General features: G+C 74.0%; 14 protein-coding genes. 11 read left to right on the plus strand and 3 right to left on the minus strand.

Going from position 1 to position 19,776, the window contains the following annotated elements; translation table 11 throughout:
- Positions 1-130: 130 nt before the first annotated feature.
- The 8 genes from OG994_RS10670 to OG994_RS10705 are packed head-to-tail and all read left to right on the plus strand — an operon-like array spanning position 131 to position 10,529.
- Positions 131-1,528 carry an extracellular solute-binding protein gene (locus OG994_RS10670; RefSeq protein WP_120330152.1) on the plus strand — a complete coding sequence of 466 codons (1,398 nt, stop codon included), beginning with the start codon at positions 131-133 and terminating at the stop codon, positions 1,526-1,528.
- Entirely contained in the window at positions 1,503-2,444 is a 942-nt protein-coding gene (locus OG994_RS10675; protein ID WP_204985245.1) for a carbohydrate ABC transporter permease, read from the plus strand. Before OG994_RS10670 ends, OG994_RS10675 begins: the two co-directional genes overlap by 26 nt.
- Positions 2,441-3,325, plus strand: a complete 885-nt coding sequence (locus tag OG994_RS10680; protein ID WP_204985244.1) for a carbohydrate ABC transporter permease — start codon at positions 2,441-2,443, stop codon at positions 3,323-3,325. Before OG994_RS10675 ends, OG994_RS10680 begins: the two co-directional genes overlap by 4 nt.
- On the plus strand, positions 3,325-4,470 hold the full coding sequence (locus OG994_RS10685; protein ID WP_328853045.1) for an ABC transporter ATP-binding protein: 1,146 nt from the start codon (positions 3,325-3,327) through the stop codon (positions 4,468-4,470). Before OG994_RS10680 ends, OG994_RS10685 begins: the two co-directional genes overlap by 1 nt.
- Complete coding sequence (locus tag OG994_RS10690) at positions 4,467-5,675, plus strand: CehA/McbA family metallohydrolase (RefSeq protein WP_328853046.1); 1,209 nt, start codon at positions 4,467-4,469, stop codon at positions 5,673-5,675. The genes OG994_RS10685 and OG994_RS10690 overlap by 4 nt, the downstream gene beginning before the upstream one ends.
- Positions 5,666-6,577: a sugar phosphate isomerase/epimerase family protein gene (locus tag OG994_RS10695; RefSeq protein ID WP_328853047.1), complete on the plus strand. Its 912-nt coding sequence runs from the start codon at positions 5,666-5,668 to the stop codon at positions 6,575-6,577. The genes OG994_RS10690 and OG994_RS10695 overlap by 10 nt, the downstream gene beginning before the upstream one ends.
- Positions 6,574-7,719: a Gfo/Idh/MocA family protein gene (locus tag OG994_RS10700; RefSeq protein WP_328853048.1), complete on the plus strand. Its 1,146-nt coding sequence runs from the start codon at positions 6,574-6,576 to the stop codon at positions 7,717-7,719. Before OG994_RS10695 ends, OG994_RS10700 begins: the two co-directional genes overlap by 4 nt.
- On the plus strand, positions 7,719-10,529 hold the full coding sequence (locus OG994_RS10705) for a glycoside hydrolase family 38 N-terminal domain-containing protein (RefSeq protein ID WP_328853049.1): 2,811 nt from the start codon (positions 7,719-7,721) through the stop codon (positions 10,527-10,529). Before OG994_RS10700 ends, OG994_RS10705 begins: the two co-directional genes overlap by 1 nt.
- 17 nt (positions 10,530-10,546) lie before the next feature.
- On the opposite strand, the gene OG994_RS10710 is transcribed toward OG994_RS10705, so the two are convergent.
- From OG994_RS10710 to OG994_RS10720, 3 genes are all read right to left on the minus strand, one after another.
- Entirely contained in the window at positions 10,547-11,653 is a 1,107-nt protein-coding gene (locus OG994_RS10710; protein WP_328853050.1) for an AAA family ATPase, read from the minus strand.
- A 119-nt stretch (positions 11,654-11,772) separates the two neighbouring features.
- Complete coding sequence (locus tag OG994_RS10715) at positions 11,773-13,773, minus strand: translation factor GTPase family protein (RefSeq protein ID WP_328853051.1); 2,001 nt, start codon at positions 13,771-13,773, stop codon at positions 11,773-11,775.
- Between the two features lie 195 nt (positions 13,774-13,968).
- Positions 13,969-15,321: a glycoside hydrolase family protein gene (locus tag OG994_RS10720; RefSeq protein ID WP_328853052.1), complete on the minus strand. Its 1,353-nt coding sequence runs from the start codon at positions 15,319-15,321 to the stop codon at positions 13,969-13,971.
- Positions 15,322-15,780: 459 nt separating this feature from the next.
- Here OG994_RS10720 and OG994_RS10725 point away from each other — a divergent pair, with 459 nt between their 5' ends.
- Genes OG994_RS10725 through OG994_RS10735 form a run of 3 tightly spaced genes read left to right on the plus strand, consistent with a single transcriptional unit; the run spans position 15,781 to position 19,768 of the window.
- Positions 15,781-16,827 carry a LacI family DNA-binding transcriptional regulator gene (locus OG994_RS10725; protein ID WP_328853053.1) on the plus strand — a complete coding sequence of 349 codons (1,047 nt, stop codon included), beginning with the start codon at positions 15,781-15,783 and terminating at the stop codon, positions 16,825-16,827.
- A 39-nt stretch (positions 16,828-16,866) separates the two neighbouring features.
- Positions 16,867-18,462 carry an FAD-dependent oxidoreductase gene (locus OG994_RS10730; RefSeq protein ID WP_328853054.1) on the plus strand — a complete coding sequence of 532 codons (1,596 nt, stop codon included), beginning with the start codon at positions 16,867-16,869 and terminating at the stop codon, positions 18,460-18,462.
- 22 nt (positions 18,463-18,484) lie between these two features.
- Positions 18,485-19,768: an ABC transporter substrate-binding protein gene (locus OG994_RS10735; protein WP_240033063.1), complete on the plus strand. Its 1,284-nt coding sequence runs from the start codon at positions 18,485-18,487 to the stop codon at positions 19,766-19,768.
- Positions 19,769-19,776 lie beyond the last annotated feature (8 nt).

Consider the following 19,776-nt stretch of genomic DNA (forward strand, 5'->3'; position numbering starts at 1 on the left):
TTCAGTGACAGGTATTTACGTCGTCAGGCTGTCATGACATTGTGGCCGCAAGCACGCCGGTTGGTGACCTGCGGCCGGCGGGCTACCCGCGAGTCTCTTCGAAGTCTCTCCTTGCGAAGGGAAGCAGCCCATGTCAGCCAAACCGAGACACGCACTGGGCGTGCTCGCCGCGTTCACCGCCGTCGCCCTCGCCGCCACGGCCTGCGGTGACTCGTCCGAGCCCGCCGGCAAGGACGCGAAGAACATCACCCTCACCATCGCCGCCAACTCCATCGTGGGCGGGAAGAACTCCGCGGGCGCGGAGTGGATCGAGAAGTGGGTGATCCCCCGGTTCGTCGAGGCGCAGAAGGCCAAGGGCGTCACCGCGAAGGTCACCTTCGTCCCCAGCGGCGTCGACGACGAGCAGTACAAGACCAAGATCGCGCTCGACCTGCGCTCGAAGGGCGGCGCCGACGTCATCGCGCTGGACGGCATCTGGGTCGGCGAGTTCGTCCAGGCCGGCTACCTCAAGCCGCTGTCCGACGTGGCCGGCGGCGAGGTGGACTCCTGGGAGGGCTGGTCGCAGATCCCGGAGACCGTGCAGGGCCTGGGCTCCTTCGAGGGCAAGCGGTACGGCATCCCGCTGGGCACCGACGGCCGCGTCCTCTACTACAACAAGAAGCTCTTCGCCCAGGCCGGGCTCCCCGCCGAGTGGCAGCCGACGAGCTGGCAGGAGATCCTCGACGCCGGCGCCAAGCTCAAGACTCTGCCGGGCGTGACCCCCATCCAGATCAACGCCGGCACGGCCATGGGCGAGGCCACCACCATGCAGGGCGCGCTGCCCCTGCTCGCCGGGGCGGGCGGGGAGATCTACGCCGACGGCAAGTGGGCCGGCGCGACCCAGCCGGTGAAGGACATGCTGGACTTCTACGCGAAGGTCTACGGCGGCGGCCTCGGCGACCCGAAGCTCCAGCAGGAGGCCAAGGGGCGCGACAAGTCCTTCGCGGAGTTCGCGGCCGGCAAGATCGGCATCCTCGCCGAGGGCGACTACTTCTGGCGCAGCGTCGTCAACCCCACCAGCGGCATCGCCAAGATGGCCGACCGCGACACCACCGTCGGCTACGCGCTGATCCCCGCGAAGCAGCCCGGCGCCGGCATCCGCGGCCAGGACTTCGTGAGCATGTCCGGCGGCGGCGTACGGGTACTCAACCCCCACTCGAAGTTCCCGTCCCAGGCGTGGGAGCTGCTGTCGTTCATGCACTCCGCCGAGGGGGTCAAGGCCGAGCTGGCCGGCGAGAAGCGGATCACCGCCCGCACGGACGTCAACAAGGAGGTCCTCGCGGGCGACCCGATGCTGAGCTTCATCACCGAGAAGGTCCTGCCCGTCACCGCGTACCGGCCGCCGCTGGCCGTGTACCCGCAGGTGTCGGTGGCGCTGCAGGAGGCGACCGCCGCCGCCGCGTCCGGCACGAGCGCCGACCAGGCGGCCGCCGCGTACCAGAAGAAGGTCGAAGGGATCGTCGGTGGCCCCGGTAACGTCACCTCCTGACCAGGCGGTGAAGGGGCGGCGCCGGGCCACCGGCGCCGCCCCCGACGCCGCCGGCCTCGGCCGTGCACGCGCCACCGGGTTCCTCGTGCCGGGCATGGTGCTGATCCTGCTCTTCCTGGTCGTGCCGGCCGCGTGGACGATCTACCTGGGTGTCACCAACTACCGGCTCACCGGCCTGGCCGCCGCCAACCCCGAGGTCGTCGGGCTGGACAACTACACCCGGGCCCTGACCGACGAGCGGTTCCGCAGCTCGCTGGTGCTCACCCTCCAGTTCGTGCTCGGGTCGGCGGTCATCGGCCAGGCCGGGCTCGGCTTCGCCATCGCGTACGCGCTGCGCGACCGCCGCGGCCCGCTGCGCCGCCTGGTCGAGGGGTTCGTGCTGCTGTCCTGGATCCTGCCCAGCTCCGTGGTCGCCTTCCTCTGGATCGCCCTGCTCGACCGCGACGGCGGGACGCTCAACGCGCTGCTCGGCATCCCCGGCACGGCGTGGCTGCTCGACCACCCGATGCTGTCGATCATCGTGTTCAACACCTGGCGCGGGACGGCGTTCTCGATGATGCTCTACGCCGCGGCCCTGGAGAACGTGCCCCGCTCGCACCTGGAGACCGCCCGGCTGGCCGGCGCCGGTACCTGGCAGCAGCTGCGCGACGTGGTCTTCCCCCGCATCCGCGGGCACGTGTTGACGAACCTCCTGCTCATCAGCCTCTGGACGTTCAACGACTTCGCGCCGTTCCTCATCACCGCGGGCGGGCCCGAGCAGCGGTCGGAGATCCTGCCGGTCTACGTCTACAAGGTGGCGCTGTCCGGCGGCGAGCTGGGCTTCGGCGCCGCCATCTCGTTCGTCATGCTGCTCATCAACCTGGTCATCGCGCTGGTCTACCTGCGGATGCTGGGTCGGCGGAAGGAGACGGCGTGAGCACCGCGACCCGGACCGCCCCGGCCCGCACCGACCGTCCGGCGCCCGGCGCCGCGCCCGTCGCCGTGCGGCACGTGCTCTCCCGCATCGGGCGCTACGTCTTCCTCTGCGCCGTGCTCGGGTTCTTCGCGCTGCCGCTGCTGTGGCTCGCCACCGCGCCGTTCGACGAGACGCCGACGATCACCGCGTCGCTGCCGCGGTTCACCCTGGACAACTTCCGGGCCCTGCTCGACAACCCGTACGCCCTCAGCTCGCTGCTCAACTCGGTCTACCTGGCCGCCGGCACGGCCGTGCTGGTGGTGACGTTCGCGGCGCTGGCCGCGTACGCGCTGAGCCGCGTGCGGGTCCCCGGGCGGGACGCGCTGCTCTACGGGCTGCTGCTGCTCTCCTCGATCGTCACCGGCACGGCCACCATGGTGCCCCTGTTCGAGCTGGCCTTCCGGCTCAACCTCATCGACTCGCGGCTCGGCGTCATCCTGATCCTCAGCGGCGGGCTGCTCCCCGCCGCGATCTTCATCCTCAAGGACTTCATGGACGCCACGCCGACGTCCTACGAGGAGTCGGCGCGGGTCTTCGGCGCCAGCCCGCTGCAGATCATGCGGCACATCGTGGTGCCCGTGGTCCGGCCCGGCCTCGCCACCGTGGGCGTCTGGGCGGTCGCCAACGTGTGGGGCAACTTCCTGGTGCCGTTCCTGCTGCTGCGCGGGCCGGAGAAGGCGCCCGCCGCGGTCATCATGTACACCCTCTACACCGAGGGCGGCCAGGCCGACCTGCGGCTGCTCTCCACGTTCTCCCTGCTCTACTCGCTGCCGGTGGCGCTCATGTTCGTCTTCGTCAGCAGCCGGTACGGATTCCGCTTCCACGGAGGGATCAAGCGCTGATGTCCGCCATCACGATGCGCGAGCTGACCAAGGTCTACCCCAACGGGGTACGCGCCCTGGACGCCCTCGACCTGGAGATCGCCGACGGCGAGTTCTTCGCCCTGCTCGGTCCGTCCGGCTGCGGCAAGACCACCCTGCTGCGCACCATCGCGGGCCTGGAGACCGCGTCCGGTGGGCGCGTACACATCGGTGAGCGGGACGTCACCGCGCTGCCGCCGGGCCGGCGCGACGTCGCGATGGTCTTCCAGGACTACGCGCTGTTCCCGCACATGACCGTGCAGGACAACATCGCCTACCCGCTGCGGATCAAGAAGGTCGACCGCCGCGCCCGCGCCGACAAGGCCGCCGAGACCGCCGACGAGCTGGGGCTCGGCGCGCTGTTGCAGCGCCGGCCCGGGCAGCTCTCCGGCGGGCAGCAGCAGCGGGTCGCGCTGGCCCGGGCGATGGCCTGCCACCCGCAGGTATTCCTCCTCGACGAGCCGCTGTCCAACCTGGACGCCCGCCTGCGGCTGGAGGCCCGCACCTTCCTCAAGCGGCTGCAACGCGAACTCGGCGTCACCACCGTCTTCGTCACGCACGACCAGGCCGAGGCGCTCGCCCTCGCCGACCGGATCGCCGTCATGGAGGGCGGCCGGATCCGGCAGGTCGGCACCCCCACCGAGGTCTTCCGCCGCCCGGCCAACACGTTCGTGGCCGGGTTCATCGGTTCCACGCCGATGAACCTCGTCGACGCCGAGGTCCGCGACGGCGAACTCGTCGTCGCCGGCACCCGGCTGCCGGTGCCCGAGGGCGTCCAGGTCACCGACGGCGAGAAGCTGACCTACGGCGTACGCCCCGAGTACCTCGACCACACCGCCGAACCGGCGTCCGGCGGCCTACGCGGACGGGTGGTGGTCGTGGAGAACCTGGGCAGCTTCTCGCTGGTCTCCCTCGACCTGCAGCCCGCCGACGCGCCGGCCGGCGACACCCCCGGCACCAGCCTCCAGGTCGTCGTCCCCGAGGGGCGGGAGCCGGCGCCGGGTGACACCGGGTGGGTGGTGCCCCGGCCGGGCCGGTCCCTGCTCTACCGGGACGGGGAGCTGGTCACCCCCGAGGCGACCCCGGCCGTGCCCGCCGCCCGCACCGCCGCCGGCGCCGAGCAGTGACCACCCACCGGGGCCGCTGGACCCTCGCCGACCGGGCCGACGCCGTGCTGCGGGAGCTGCCGGTCACCGTGCCGCCCGGCACCGCCGCGCTGACCGTACGGCTCGATCACCCGCGCGACGCGGGGGTGCTCGACCTCGGTTGTCTCGGCCCGGCCGGTTTCCGCGGCTGGTCCGGTGGCGCCCGGGACACGTTCACCATCACCGCCGGCTGGGCCACCCCCGGCTACCTTCCCGGCGAGCTGGAGCCCGGCGAGTGGCGGGTGCTGCTGCGGCTGCACCGGATCCCGCCCGAGGGGCTCGACTACGAGGTGACCGCGACGGTCGCCACCACCGCACCGCCGCAGCCACCGCCGCCGGCGGCGCCGCCCCGTCCGGAGCGCCCGCCGCGGCGCGACCTGCCCGCCGTGGACGGCCTCCGCTGGATCGCCGGCGACCTGCACGCGCACACCGTGCACAGCGACGGGTCGTGCACCGTCGACGAGCTGGCCGCCCTCGCGGCCGGCCGCGGCCTGGACTTCCTCGCGGTCACCGACCACAACACGGTCAGCCACCACCCGTGGCTGCCGGCCGCGTCCGCCCGCTACGGGATCGCCCTGGTGCCCGGGCAGGAGGTCACCACCGACCGTGGCCACGCCAACGTGTTCGGGCCGGTCGGCTGGGTGGACTTCCGCCGGCCGCCGGACGAGTGGCGGGCCACCGCCGAGCGGGCCGGCGGGGCGATGTCGGTCAACCATCCCCTCGGCGGCGACTGCGCCTGGCGGCAGCCGCTGACCGACCGGACCCGGCTGGCCGAGGTGTGGCACTCCGGCTGGTGGGACCGCACCTGGGGCGCCCCGCTGGCCTGGGCCCGGGCGTGGCGCCCCGACGTAGTGCCCGTCGGCGGCAGCGACTTCCACCGTCCCGGTGACGACGCCCCACCCGGCTCCCCGACGACCTGGCTGCTGGTCGACCCCGACCGGCCCGTCGAGGCCGCGGTGGTCGACGCGCTGCGCGCCGGCCGTACCGCCGTCTCCGCGGGCCCGGGCGCGCCTCTGCTCCTGCGCGTCGGCGACGAACTGTTGGCCCTGGACGCGGACGGCGCGCTGCTCGAACACCCCGACGGGCGCCACCGCGTCGTACGCGGCGACCGGTGCCGGTTCCCCGCCGGCGACGGCCTGCACGTCCTGGAGTCCCACCGCATGGAGGTGATCGCACTGTGCAGCTGACCGGACGGACCCGGGTGGCCGGCGCACCCGTGAACCACGGCATCTACCAGCCCGACGAGGTGGAGTTCGGCCCGGACGACCTGCTGGCCTCGCTGGCCCGGGACGGGTACGACGGGGTGGACTCCGGGCCGATCGGCTACCTCGGCACCGGCGACACGCTGGCCCGTCGGCTCACCACGGCGGGCCTCAGTCTGGCCGGCGGGTGGGTCGACCTTCGCTACGCCGACCCCGACGGCTTCGAGGCCGACCTCGCCCAGCTCGACGCGGCCCTCGACGCGTTCACCGCGGCGCCGGTGGACGACCCGCGCTTCGCGCCCCGGCCCACGCTCGCCTGCCCCGGCGACCCGGCGCGCATGGCCCGGCCCGGCGTCCCCGCCGACCCGGGCACCGGGCTGCCGGCCGGGGACTGGCCCGCCTTCGCCGCCCGCGTCCAGCGGGCCGCCGACCGCTGCCGCGAGCGCGGCCTGGAACCGGTCTTCCACTACCACCTCGGCACGCAGGTGGAGAGCGAGGCCGAGGCCGACCGGCTGCTGGAACTCACCGACGTCAACGTGTGCCTGGACACCGGGCACCTGTTGCTGGCCGGCGGCGACCCGGTCGCGGCGGCGCGCCGCTGGGCCGGGCGCATCGCGCAGGTCCACCTGAAGGACGCCGACCTCGCCGTCCACGAACGGGTCCGCGCGGCCGGCGGCGGCCTCACCGACGTGGTGGCCGCCGGCGGGTTCTGCCCGCTCGGCGCGGGCGACGTCGACTTCGCCGGCGTCCTCGCCGCCCTCGACGAGGGCGGCTACACCGGCTGGCTGGTCATCGAGCAGGACGCCCCGGCCCGGGGCCGCGACCTCGACCGGACCCGCACGGACCAGGCCGCGAACCTCCGCTGGCTGGCGGGGGTGCGGCGATGACCGAGCCGGGCAAGCGGATCCGGATCGCGGTGGCGGGCCTCGGCATCATCTCCCGCACGGTGCACCTGCCCCTGCTGCAACGCCGCGACGACCTGTTCGACGTGGTCGCCCTCTGCGACCTCTCCCCCACCCGGGTCACCGAGCTGGGCGGCCGGTACGGCGTCGAGGACGGCCGCCGCTACACCGACGCGGCGGCGATGCTCGCCGACGGCGGGTACGACGCCGTCCTGCTGGCGACCTCCGGCTCCCACGGCGACCTGGCCGCGCAGGCCCTGCGCGCCGGCCTGCCGGTCCTGTGCGAGAAGCCCCTCGCCTACACCCTCGCCGAGGCGGACCGCCTCGCCGAGCTGGGCGGCGGCACGCCGGCGCTCATGGTCGGCTACATGAAGCAGTACGACCCGGCGGTCGCCGAGGCCGCCCGCCTGCTCGACGACCTCGGGGGGCCCGAACGGGTGCACGCCGTGGAGGTGACCGTGCTGCACGCCGGCGGCGACCGGCAGCTCGCGTTCGCCAACCTGCCGCCGGCGCCCGGCGACGTGCCGGCCGGCGAGGCGGCCCGGCTGCGGGCGGCCGACGAGGCCCTGCTCGACGCCGCCGTCGGCGCCGACCCCCGCGCCCGGACCCTCTACCGGATCCTCGTCAACAGCGTCTGCCACGACCTGTCGCTGCTGCGGCTGTTCACCGGCGCACCGGCCACCGTGGACCACGTGACGACCTGGCCGGTACGCCCCGGCGGGCCGGCCGAACCCTCGGTGGACATCAGCGGGCAGCTGCCCGGCGGCGGCCGGTACGGGATCCGCTGGCTCAACCTGCCGGACTACCCCGCCTACCGGGAGACCGTGACGCTGCACCACGCCCGCGGCTCGCTGGAACTGGTCTTCCCGTCGCCGTACCTGCTCAACGCGCCGACCGCGCTCACCGTGGTCGACGACCACGGCGGCGGCGAGCGGCGCAGCGTGTTCCGGTCGGTCACCGAGGCGTTCGAGCAGGAACTGGTCGCCTTCCACGCGATGGTCACGGCGGGCGCCGCCCCGCTGACCGGCATCGACGGGGGCGCGGCCGACATACGGACCAGCCAGCAGGTGGTACGCCGCTACGGTGAGCTGACCGGGGTGGCGATCGGCGGAGAGGCGGCGAGCTGATGGCGCAACCGACCGAGATCATCGTGGTTCCGCACACCCACTGGGACCGCGAGTGGTACGAGCCGTTCCAGCGGTTCCGCCTGCGGCTGGTGGCCCTGCTCGACGAGGTGTTCGACCGGATGGCGCGCGACGAGCGGCAACGGTTCACACTCGACGGGCAGCTCGCCGCCGTCGACGACTACCTGGAGGTCCGCCCGGAGCGGCGGGGCCAGGTGGTCGACCTGGTCCGCGCCGGCCGGCTCGCCGTGGGCCCGTGGCAGATCCTGCTGGACGAGTTCCTGTGCAGCGGGGAGAACATCGTCCGCAACCTGGAGCGCGGGTTGACCCGCAGCGCCGAGCTGGGCGGCGCCATGCCGGTCGGCTACCTGCCCGACATGTTCGGCCACATCGCGCAGATGCCGCAGATCCTCGCGGGTGCGGGCCTCGCCCACGCCTGCGTGTTCCGTGGCGTGCCGGACCGGGTGCGGACCCACGCGTTCGCCTGGCAGGCCCCCGACGGCACCACGATCCGCACCGAGTACCTGCCGGGCGGGTACGGCAACGCGGCCGGCATCATGGACGACCCAGCCCTGGTCACCCGCCGGGCCACCGACCTGGCCGCCCGGCTCGCCGCCTGGCGGCCGCAGGGCGCCACCGGCCCGGTGCTCGCCATGTACGGCACGGACCACGCCGCCCCGGCCCCGGACGCGCCCGACCGGCTGGCCGCCGCGGACGTCGACGGCGTGGCGCTGCGCCTGGGCACCCTCGCCGAGTACTTCGCCACCCAGCCGACCAGCGTCGACGGACTGCCCACCGTACGCGGGGAGCTGCGGTCGCACGCGCGGGCCAACATCCTGCCCGGCGTCATCTCGGTGCGCGCCCACCTCAAGCAGGCGATGGGCCGCGCGGAGCGTCGGGTCGAGCGGTACGCGGAGCCGCTGGCCGCACTGTTCCACGATCCGTCCGTCCAACGCTTCCTCGACATGGCGTGGGCCCGGCTGATCGACGCGAGCTGCCACGACTCGGTGACCGGCTGCGGGTGCGACGAGACCGCCGAGCAGGTGGCGGCCCGGCTCGCCGAGGCCGACCAGCTCGGCCGCGCCGTCTGCGACCTGGTCGGCGCGCGGCTCGCCGCGGCGGTGCCCCGCGACGGGTACCTGCTGTTCAACCCGAGCCCGGCGCCCCGGACGGCGCTGGTGCGCCTCGACGTCCAGGCCCCGACCGGGGCCGGCGGGGCACCGGCCGGGGACGCGGTGGCGCTGGCCACGGCGGACGGGCGGACGCTGCCCGCCCAGGTGCTCGACCGGGCCCGCACGGTGCTCGCCGACGAGGTGGTGCCCGCCGCCGACCTGCCCGCGGTGCTCACCCGCGTGCACGGCACCGAACTGTACGGCCAGGAGGTCACCGGCTGGTCCGTGTCGCCGGCCGACGCCACGCTCACGTTCGAGGTCGCCCGGCACGGTGACCCCGCCTTCGACGTCGAGGACGTGCGGCTGGCGCTCGCGGAGGCCGCGCCGGCCGACCGGTGGCGGGTACGGATCGTCGCGGCGCCCCGGATGACCGTCGCGGCCCTGGTCGACGTGCCGGCGCTCGGCCACGCCGCGGTGCGGCCCGTGGCGGGCCCACCCGCCGCGGCGGAGGCCGGGCCGCCCGCGGGGGCCCCCGACGGCGCCCCGCGACCGCCGACCGTGTCGACGGCCGACGACCGCGCCCTGGACAACGGCCTGCTGCGCGTCGACGTGGCCGGCGACGGCACGCTGCGACTGTCCACGCCGGACGGGCTCACCGTGGACGGGGTCGGGCGGATCGTGGACGGCGGCGACGTGGGCGACAGCTACAACTACGCCCCGCCGGCCGCCGACGAACTGGTCGACAAGCCCCGGGCGGTCCGCGTCGTGCCGCGCCACCGCGGGCCGCTGCTCGCCGTCCTCGACGTGGTACGCGAGTACCGCTGGCCCGTGGCGGCCGACGTCGACGCGGGTTCCCGGGCGGTGGACCGGGAGGCGATCGTCGTCACCACCCGCGTCGAGCTGCGGGCCGGCGAGCCGTTCGTCCGCCTGCGGGTGGAGTTCGACAACCGCTGCGACGACCACCGCGTACGCCTGCACCTGCCGCTGCCGTCGCCCGCCTCCGTGTCGTACGCCGAGGGGCAGTTCGCGGTCGTGGAGCGCGGGTTGACCGCGGAGGGCGGCGGTGGTGAGGTGCCGCTGCCCACGTTCCCGGCCTCCGGGTTCGTGGCCGCCGGCGGGCCGGGCGGGTCGCTCGCGGCGCTGTTGACCCAGCCCACCGAGTACGAGCTGACCGACTCCGGGCGGGAACTGGCCGTCACGGTCCTGCGGTCGATCGGGATGCTGTCGCGCAACCGGCACGCGCTGCGTGACGAGCCCGCCGGGCCGCAGGTGCCCACGCCGCAGGCGCAGTGCCGCGGCGCGCGCAGCGTGGAGCTGGCCGTGCTGCCGTTCCGCGGGGACTGGCACACGGCGGGGGTGGTCGAGGCCGCCGAGCACTACCGGCACGAGCTGCTGTCCTTCGCGGGCACGGCCGGTCCGGCCGGCGCGCTGCCGGAGCCGGTCACCGGCCTGGCGGTGACCGGCGCGGGGGTGGCGTTGACCAGCGTCCGGGCCCGGGACGGCCGGATCGAGGCGCGGGTGGTGGCCGAGACGCCGGAGGCGACGACGGCGGTGATCGGGGCGGGCCGGGCCGTACGCGGCGCCCGCCGCGCCGACCTGCTCGGCCGGCCGGGTGAGCCGCTGCCCGTCGATGCCGAGGGCCGGCTCCGGCTGCCGCTGCGCCCGTGGGAGATCGCCACCGTGCAGCTCGACCTGGCCTGAGGTCGGCCGGCCGCTGGCTAGTGCGCCCATCCGGCGTGGGTGAGGACCATCGCGGTGACCTCCTCGACGGTGCGCCCGTCGGTGGGGATCCGGTGGCCGATCGCGGCCCGTTCCAGGGCGTCGGCGTCGCGCGCGGCCTGGTCGGCCACGTGGCGCAGGCGGGTGACCGGCTGGCCGACCAGCGGGTCCCCTGGTTGCGGCCAGCTGCCGCGGCCCCGGCCCCGGCGCAGGATCCGGCGGGTCAGCTCGTCACGGCCGGCGTGCAGTCGGCACACCGTCACCGTCGCCGTCGGCAGCGCACGGACGTACCGGTCGAGGGCGTACCGGTCCTCCGCGGGTCCGGCCATGACGAGCGCCGCGGCACCGGCCTCGCGGTAGGTGCGCCACACGGCCGCGAGGGTGCCGGCCCTCAGCCGGTGGTCGGCCGGCGTGGGGCCGCAGATGGCGAGCTGGTCGAGGTCGACGTACGCCGCCGTGAGCCCGGCGCGGAGCGCCTTCAGGTAGACCTGGAAGGCGACGGTGGACTTGCCGACACCGGTCGCGCCGCACACCCACAGCACGGACGACGGGCCCGTGACGGCTGCGGCGTCGGTGTGGCCCCTTGGATCGGCCGGGGACGGTGAGCCGTGCCCGCCGGTCGCCGGCCAGCCCGGCACCCGTTCCCGCACCCGGCGGGCGACCTCGGCCACCGTCAGGCCCGTGGTGTCGACGCACACGTCGCCGACCGCGCCGGCGTCGAGGTCCGCGGCCTCCCGAAGGACGTGCGGCAGCGCGTCGGCGTGTCCCTGCCGGCCGACGAACCGCCGGGCCAGCTCGTCCTCGTCGGCCCGCAGCCGGCAGACCGTCAACGACATCCCCGTCAGCGCGTCGCGGTGCACGCCGTGCCGGGCGTCGACCACGCCGGACACCACCACGCACCGGGCCCCGGCCGCCCGGTGACCGCGGACCACCGCGTCGAGGTTGCGTGCCTTCATCCGGTGCCGCCCGGGATCCGAGGCCACCTCCGGGTAGCACATCCCGAGCTGGTCGATGTCGACGTAGCCCGTCTGGATCCCCGACCGGACCAGGCCCTCGTAGATCTCCCAGCCGACCGCGGTCTTGCCGACGCCGGGAGGGCCGCACAACCACAGCACAGGAACCGTCCGGTCGCTCCCGGACGCGTTCGCGCCGCCGGGCGTGCGGCCCGCCCGGGTGCGTCCGGCCCCGGTGGGGGCCGCCCCGGCGCGGGGCCGCTCGGGGCGCCTCACCGCGCACCGCCTCGGGCCACCCGCCGGTTGACGGCGAGCAGGTAACCCTTGCGGTCGGTCGGGTCGTGGTCCCAGCGGGCCCGCCGCGGCGGCGCGCCCCGGACCGGACGGTAGTGGTCGAACGCCGCCTCGAGGATCCCCTCGCCGCGGGTCAGCCCGGGCAGCCGGCGCTCCACCTCGTGCACCCGCCGCGCCGGCACCAGCCCCTCGACCACCGCCGACGCGCCCTGCGTGAGCGTCGCGTGCGGCACGGCCTCCTGCCGGGCGAGCACCGGCAGCACGGCGGAGAGCACGTCGGCCGGGACCTCCAGGCGGAACCGGTGCACCGGCTCCTCCACGCGGGTGCCCGCCTCCCGCAGCGCGGCCATGAGCACCAGCGGCGTGAGGTTGCGGAAGTCCCCGGCCGTGCTCGACATGCTCTTGTCGAACGTGCCGTGCGCGTGGCTCTGCCGCGCCCAGTAACCGGCGTGGGTCATGGTGACCGCGCAGTCGAGCACCTGCCAGCCGTGCAGTCCCTGGGACGACGTCTCCCGCACGGTCTCCTCCACCGCGGTGAAGAAGGCCGGCGGCATCGAGCCCGGTTCGACGCCGAGCCGGAAGGTCACACCGCTGCCCGGCGCGCCCGGCGCGACCCGCAGCCCCACGGTCGCCAGGAACGGATTGGGCGCCACCCCGATCAGCTCGACGGCCGCGCCGGTGCCGACGGGCCGTTCGACGAAGACGGCGGTCGTCTCGCGGAAGGTGACCGCGATGCCGTACTCGTCGGCGAGCATCGCCTGGAGGACCTCCTTCTGCACCTCGCCGTAGAGCGACACGGTGATCTCCCGCCGGAGCGGGTCGCGCCGGACGTTGATCAACGGGTCCTGTTCGGCCAGTTCGGTGAGCGCGGCGTACAGGGCCGCCCGCTGCGCGTCGCGCTCGGGCACCACGACCGTCTCCAGGCTGGGCGGGGCGAAGTGGTGGCCGGCCGCGCCGGCGCGGACCGCCCCGACCGGGTCGCCGATCCGTACGTCGCCGAGCCCGCGCAGGAGCGCGATCCGGCCGCCGGTCACGGCCTCGGCGCGCACGGTCGACCCGCGGTCGAAGAGGTCGACACCGGTGACCGTCGCGACCCGCGAGCCCACCGGCACGCGGTCGCGGACCCGCACGGTGCCGTCGAACATCCGGACGTACGCCACCTTCTCGCCGGCGGCGGTCCGCTCCACCTTGAAGACCGTCCCCGACGCCGGGCCCCGCCCGTCCTGCGTCCGCACGGGCAGCAACCCGGTCAGGGCGGCCGTCAGCGCGTCCACGCCCGCCCCGGTGATCGCGGACCCGGCGAGCACCGGGTGCACCAGCGCGCCACGGCTCTGCGCGGCCAGCGCGGCGCGCAGCCGCCGGCCGGTCAGCCGCGCCGGCTCCTGCACGTACGCCGCGAGGAGGCGCTCGTCGTGCACGGTGAGCAGGTCGAGCAGGCGGGCCGCGTACGCCGGGTCGGTGTCGGGGTGGGGCACGAACCGGGCGTGCGGGGTGCCGGGCGCGTGCGTCGTGCCGGTGGCCACGACGCGCGGCGTCAGCCGCGCCGCGATGTCCCGCAGCACCCGGTCGGGGTCGGCGCCCGCCCGGTCGATCTTGTTGATGAAGATGAGGGTCGGCAGGCGCAGGCGCTGGAGCGTCCGCATCAGCACCCGGGTCTGCGCCTGGACGCCCTCGACGGCGGAGACCACGAGCACCACGCCGTCGAGCAGGTCGAGGACCCGTTCCACCTCGGCGATGAAGTCCGGGTGGCCGGGCGTGTCCACGAGGTTGACCGTGACGTCGTCGACCACGAAGGAGACGACGGCCGAGCGGATGGTGATGCCGCGCCGCCGCTCCAGCGCCAGCGTGTCGGTGCGCGTCGTCCCGTCGTCCACGCTGCCGATCTCGTCGGTGACGCCGACGGCGTGCAGCAGGCGTTCGGTCAGGCTGGTCTTTCCGGCGTCAACATGGGCGAGGATCCCGACGTTGAGGGTCTTCACGAAGCGTCATGTCCTTCGGGTCGATGAACGTTCCCTGGTGGTTGGACATGGACGCGGCTCGCATCTCTCGCTCCCTCCGGTCGTGGTGTCTCCCGCCCAGTCGACCAGCGCGGGCCGGGGTGGGCAACCGAAATAGGGCCGCCCGCGTTCCCGACCGGGTGACCGGTGGGAGCCGCGGGCGGCGGGTGGGGTCGGTCAGGCCCCCTGGTCGTGCGGCACGGTGACGGTGACCGTGCAGCCGACCGGCCGGCCGATCTCGTCGTGCCCCGCGTACGTCAACGTGTAGACGCGGTCACCGCCGTTGCCGGCGCGCTCGGCCCGCAGCCGGCCGGCGGTGTCCGGGGTACCGGTGGTGAAGCCGCTGACGTCCGCGGCGTCGCCGCCGCTGACGGCGGTCAGCGCGAACGCGTTCGGGCCGAGCACCCCGTCGGGCAGGTCCACGTCCACCGTCACGTCGACCATCCGGTGGTTCGGCGGCCACAGGACCGGCTGGTCGACGGTGCAGTCGAGCTGCCGGGTGGGCACCGGCTCGGGCAGGGTGGCCACGGCGTGGCCGATGGTCGCACTGAGCCGACCGCCGGCCTCGTAGTACATGTGCGCCGTGCGGCCGTCGAAGTAGAACGTCGGCGCGGCCGAGCGGCCGAGGTCCGGCGCGGCGGTCATCGAGTCGTGGACGACGCCGAGGTGGATCTCCTGGTCGAAGTTCTCGCCGACGTCGACGGCGTGCATGTTGCCGTCGGCGGCGTGGTAGATCACCAGGTTGCGGTCCTGCCAGCGGAGGAAGAACGGGCCGGAGGCGTTGGGCCCCTCGTCACCCTGCGGGGTCACGAGCGGCTCCGGCTGGATGGTCCAGGTGCGGGCGTCCGGGGAGACCGCCCAGCGGATCCGGCGGGACACCGGCCCGGTCGGGCCGGGCAGCGCGGCGGTCGGGTTGTCCATGAAGACCATGAGGTAGCGGCTGCCCAGGCGGGGTACCGCCTGCTCGAACACCCGGGCGTAGGAGGTCTCGCCGCCGGTGGTGGCGTCACGGCTCACCGCGGTGCCGCCGTAGGTGAAGTGGATGCCGTCCTCGGAGGTGGCGTAGCGGGTGATCGAGTTCTCGCCGTGGTAGTAGAGGAAGAGCTTGCCCTCGCCCTCGATCCAGACCGCGTGCGGGGACGAGACGTGGCTGACCGTCGAGTAGTGCGGGAGCCAGGTGTTGCTGATCAGGGGGTTGCCCGCGTACTCGGTCCACGGGCCGTCGATCGAGTCGGCGTAGGCCAGGGCGATGCCGCCGGGGCGCTCGTGGGGGGCGTAGTAGAGGTAGTAGGTGCCGAGCGGGTTCGGGAAGTAGTCGGCGGCGCGGATGACGCTGGGGAAGATGAACTCGTTGGTCGGGTTGTAGGTGAGGTCGGCCTTGTCGAAGGCGTCGCCCACGTAGCTGAAGCGGGGGAAGTCGATCCCCGGTGCGTCGGCGGATGCCGGGGTGGCGACCCCGGCGGTGACCAGCAGGCCGGCGCCGATCGCCGCGACGGCGCGGCGCGGCGGTGCGACACGTGCTCTCGTCATGCCTCTTCCTCTTCTCGGGACGGGTCGGGCTGCCCGGCCGGTCGCGGTCGGCCGGATGGTCCGCGCCCGCGGTGGCCGCGGTCGCGGTCGCCGCACGGGCGACAGTGGACGGTCGGGGGCGGTCCACAGCGCGCAAGATGGTGACGCTCGGTGACGCGGGTACGGCGGGGGGACGCCGGGCGAGTGAACCGACCCGGCGTGCTAATACGTATTAGCAGTGACGTTTCTCGAATGGTTGCCGCCGCCGGCCACTCCTGTCAAGAGGCTGCCCCGAAACCACCGCTCGCCTAGGGCCAGGCGACCACCGGCGGGCGTCCAGATTCGACTAATGCGCATTACTCCTGGGGATTCATCTCGGAGAAATCTTCGTTCACCCTCTTGACATCTCCCGGGTGGGGCCGCGAAGCTCCCTCCTACGCCGCGCGCTAATGCGTATTAGCGCCATCGGAAGGAACCCCCGTGCCCGCTACCCCCCGACGTGTCACTCAGCGTGACATCGCCCGGCTGGCCGGCGTCAGCCAGGCGACGGTCTCCCTCGTGCTCAACAACCGGGCCGACGCCGACGTGCGGATCGCACCGGAGACCCGGGACCGGGTGCTGCGGGTCATCGCCGAGACCGGCTACGCCGCCGATCCGGTCGCGCGGCGGCTCGCCGCCCGCTTCAACCGGATCATCGGCGTGTTCACGTACGAGCCCGCGTTCCCCAGCGGCAGCCGGGACTTCTTCCACCCGTTCCTGCTCGGCATCGAGGAGTACGCCGAACGGGTCGGCTGCGACCTGCTGCTGTTCACCAGCGCGCCGGTGGTCGACGGCCGGCGGCGGATCTTCCACCAGGACAACCGGCTGCGCCTGGCCGACGGCTGCATCCTGCTCGGCCAGGAGATCGACGGCGAGGAGCTGCACCGGCTCAACCGCGACGGCTACCCGTACGTGGCGGTGGGCCGCCGCGACGACGCCGGCGGACCGGTGCCGTACGTCGGCGCCGACTACGCCACCGCCGTGCGCCGCCTCGTCGAGATGGCGCTCGACCGGGGCCACCGCCGGCTCACCTACCTGGGCATGGGCATCACGGCCGAGTCGTCCGAGGACCGGCGGCGCGGCTACCTGGCGGCGGCGGCCGCCGCGGAGAGCGCCCGGCACCGCTCGGCCACCGCCGCGGACGCCGAGACGGTCCTCGACGACCTGCTCGCCGACCGCAGCACGGTGGCGTTCGTGGAGGACTTCGCCACCGTCGTGGCGCTGGAGCGGGCCGCCCGGCGGCGCGGCCTCGCCGTGCCCCGTGACCTGTCCCTGCTGAGCCTCGGCGACCCGACCGTGCCGGTCCCCACGGACCTGGCGTTCACCGGGTTCCGCATCCCCCGTGAGGAGATGGGCCGCCAGGCGGTCGAGGTCCTGGCCCGCGTCATCGACGGCAGCGCCAGCGACGTCCCGCAGCGGCTCCTCCCCTGCGAACTCGTCGAGGGCGACACCCTCGGCACCCCCGGACAGGCGGCCAGCCGCCCCTGAGGCGACGGCCGCGCAAGCGGAAGGAAGCAAGTGGTACAGATGCGTGCGGACGTCCTCGTCGTCGGTGGCGGGCTCGGTGGCGTCGCGGCGGCCCTCGCGGCCGCCCGTGCCGGCCGGTCGGTCATCCTGACCGAGGAGTTCGACTGGCTCGGCGGGCAGCTCACCAGCCAGGCGGTCCCACCGGACGAGCACTCCTGGATCGAGCAGTTCGGCGCCACCGCCAGCTACCGGGCGCTGCGCAACGGCATCCGGGACTACTACCGCCGGCACTACCCCCTCACCGAGCGCTCCCGGGCCTGGACGGACCTGAACCCGGGAGCCGGCTGGGTGAGCCGGATCTGCCACGAGCCGAGGGTTGCCGTCGCCGTCCTGGAGGGCATGCTGGCGCCGTACCGGGGCTCCGGGCGGCTCACGGTGCTCCAGCCGTACCGGCCGGTCGCCGTGGCCACCGACGGCGACCGGGTCGTGGGGGTCACCGTGGCGCACCGGGACCGCGACGACCGCATCGACCTCACGGCGCCGTACGTGCTGGACGCCACCGAGACCGGTGAGCTGCTGCCGCTGTCCGGCACCGAGTACGTCACCGGGTTCGAGTCGCAGGCCCAGACCGGCGAGCCCAGCGCGCCCGCCGAGGCGCAGCCCATGAACATGCAGGCCGTCTCGGTCTGCTTCGCCATCGACCACGTCGACGGCGACCACACCATCGACCGCCCCGCCGGCTACGACTTCTGGCGCGACTACAAGCCGGACTTCTGGGGCGACCGGCTGCTCTCGTGGCGCTCCCCGCACCCGCGGACGCTGGAGATCGTCGAGCGCAGCTTCACCCCGAACCCCGACGACGACCCGCTCACCGTCAACGCCGACCAGCGGCTCAACCCCGGCGACGGCAACCTGTGGACGTTCCGGCGCATCGCCGCGCGGCGCAACTTCACCACCGGCGCGTACGCCAGCGACATCACGCTCGTGAACTGGCCGATGATCGACTACTTCGAGGGGCCGGTCATCGACGTGCCGAACGCGGCCTGGCACCTGGCCAAGGCGCGTGAGCTGTCCCTGTCGGTCCTGTACTGGCTCCAGACCGAGGCGCCCCGTCCCGACGGCGGCACCGGGTTCCCCGGGCTGCGGCTGCGCGGCGACGTGACCGGCAGCCGGGACGGGCTGGCCCAGGCGCCGTACATCCGCGAGTCGCGCCGCATCCGCGCCGAGTACACGGTCGTGGAGCAGGACCTGTCGCTGGCCGTACGCGGCGAGCACGGCGCCGTGAGCTACCCGGACTCCGTGGGCGTCGGGATGTACCGCATCGACCTGCACCCGTCCACGGGCGGCGACAACTACATCGACGTGGGCTCCTGCCCCTTCGAGATCCCGCTCGGCGCGCTCATCCCGCAGCGGGTGGAGAACCTGCTGCCCGCCGGCAAGAACATCGGCACCACGCACATCACCAACGGCAGCTACCGGCTGCATCCGGTCGAGTGGAACATCGGCGAGGTCGCCGGCCTGCTCGCCGACTTCTGTCTGGCACGGGGCGAGTCCCCGCGCGCGGTCCGCAGCACCCCCCGTCTGCTGGCCGACTTCCAGGACCGTATCTCGGCCGACGGCGTGGAGCTGCGCTGGCCGACGATCGCGGGCTACTGAAACCCCCGGTGAGGAGATGATTGTGAGAACCCGTCAAGGACTGCGGGTCGCCGCCGCGGCGGTGGCCGGCGCGCTCGCGCTGTCCGCCTGCGGCGGCGGCGGTGACTCGGCCGACGACGGCCCGGCCAGCCTCCGGATGACCGTCTGGTCGGCGAACGAGGCGCACCTCAAGCTGCTCAACGAGATCGCCGACGAGTACCGCAAGAACCACCCGGACGTCAGCGCCATCACGTTCGACCCGCTGCCGTTCGAGAACTACACGACCACGCTGACCACCCAGATCGCCGGCGGCAACGCTCCCGACCTGGCCTGGATCTTCGAGAACTCCGCGCCGGACTTCGTCGCCTCCGGCGCGCTGGCGCCCCTGGACGACACGCTCAAGAAGACCGAGGGCTACCAGTACGAGGACCTCTCCCCCGCCACGCTCAAGCTGTGGCAGGACGGCGGCAAGCTCTACGCGTACCCGTTCTCCACCTCCCCGTTCGGCGTCTTCGTGAACACCGACCTGCTCAAGAAGGCCGGGCAGAAGACACCGGCGGAGCTGATCGCCGCCGGTCAGTGGACGTGGGACGCGGCGCTCGCCGCCGCCGGCGCGACCGCCCGTGCCACCGGCAAGGCGGGCCTGGTCATCCGGGACTTCGACTACAAGGGCTGGGACAACCTGTCCACCTTCTGGACCGGCTGGGGCGCCCAGGCGTGGAGCGAGGACGGGAAGTCCTGCGGCTTCGCCGCACCGGAGATGGTCGACGCGATGACCACGCTCCACAAGGCGATCTTCACCGACAAGGCCCTGCCGGGGCCGGGCACCACGGCGGACTTCTTCGCCGGCGACGCGGCCATGACGATCACGCAGATCTCCCGCGCGTCGCTGCTGAAGGACGACGGCTTCGCCTGGGACCTCGTCCCGCTGCCGGCCGGCCCGAAGGGCCCCTACGCCGTCGTCGGCCAGGCCGGCATCGGGGTGCTGAAGAAGAGCCCGCACGCCGAGCAGGCGGCCGACTTCCTGGCCTTCCTCACCAACCCCGCCAACTCGGCGAAGCTCGCGCAGTTCTTCCCGCCGCCGCGGCAGTCGCAGCTCACCGCGGAGACGCTCGCGAAGACGAACCCCAAGCTCAAGCCGGAACAGTTGCAGAAGGTCGTCATCGACGGCATCACCAGCGGCGTGGTGAAGCCCAACCACGCCGGGCAGGCCGAGCTGAGCCAGCAGGTGCGCGCCGGCCTCGACCCGCTGTGGAAGCCGGACGCGGACGTGAAGGCCGTCCTCGACGGCCTCTGCGCCAAGATCCAGCCGATGCTGGCGAAGTAGGGCAGCAG

Source organism: Micromonospora globbae (assembly GCF_036184225.1).
In the GTDB taxonomy this organism is placed as follows: Bacteria; Actinomycetota; Actinomycetes; order Mycobacteriales; family Micromonosporaceae; genus Micromonospora; species Micromonospora globbae.

What these genes read in the sequence shown, in the direction of transcription:
- OG994_RS10670 (WP_120330152.1), top strand. Translation starts at nt 131, where the DNA reads ATGTCAGCCAAACCGAGACACGCACTGGGCGTGCTCGCCGCGTTCACC.
- OG994_RS10685 (WP_328853045.1), top strand. Translation starts at nt 3,325, where the DNA reads ATGTCCGCCATCACGATGCGCGAGCTGACCAAGGTCTACCCCAACGGG.
- OG994_RS10700 (WP_328853048.1), top strand. Translation starts at nt 6,574, where the DNA reads ATGACCGAGCCGGGCAAGCGGATCCGGATCGCGGTGGCGGGCCTCGGC.
- OG994_RS10705 (WP_328853049.1), top strand. Translation starts at nt 7,719, where the DNA reads ATGGCGCAACCGACCGAGATCATCGTGGTTCCGCACACCCACTGGGAC.
- OG994_RS10720 (WP_328853052.1), bottom strand. Translation starts at nt 15,321, where the DNA reads ATGACGAGAGCACGTGTCGCACCGCCGCGCCGCGCCGTCGCGGCGATC.
- OG994_RS10730 (WP_328853054.1), top strand. Translation starts at nt 16,867, where the DNA reads ATGCGTGCGGACGTCCTCGTCGTCGGTGGCGGGCTCGGTGGCGTCGCG.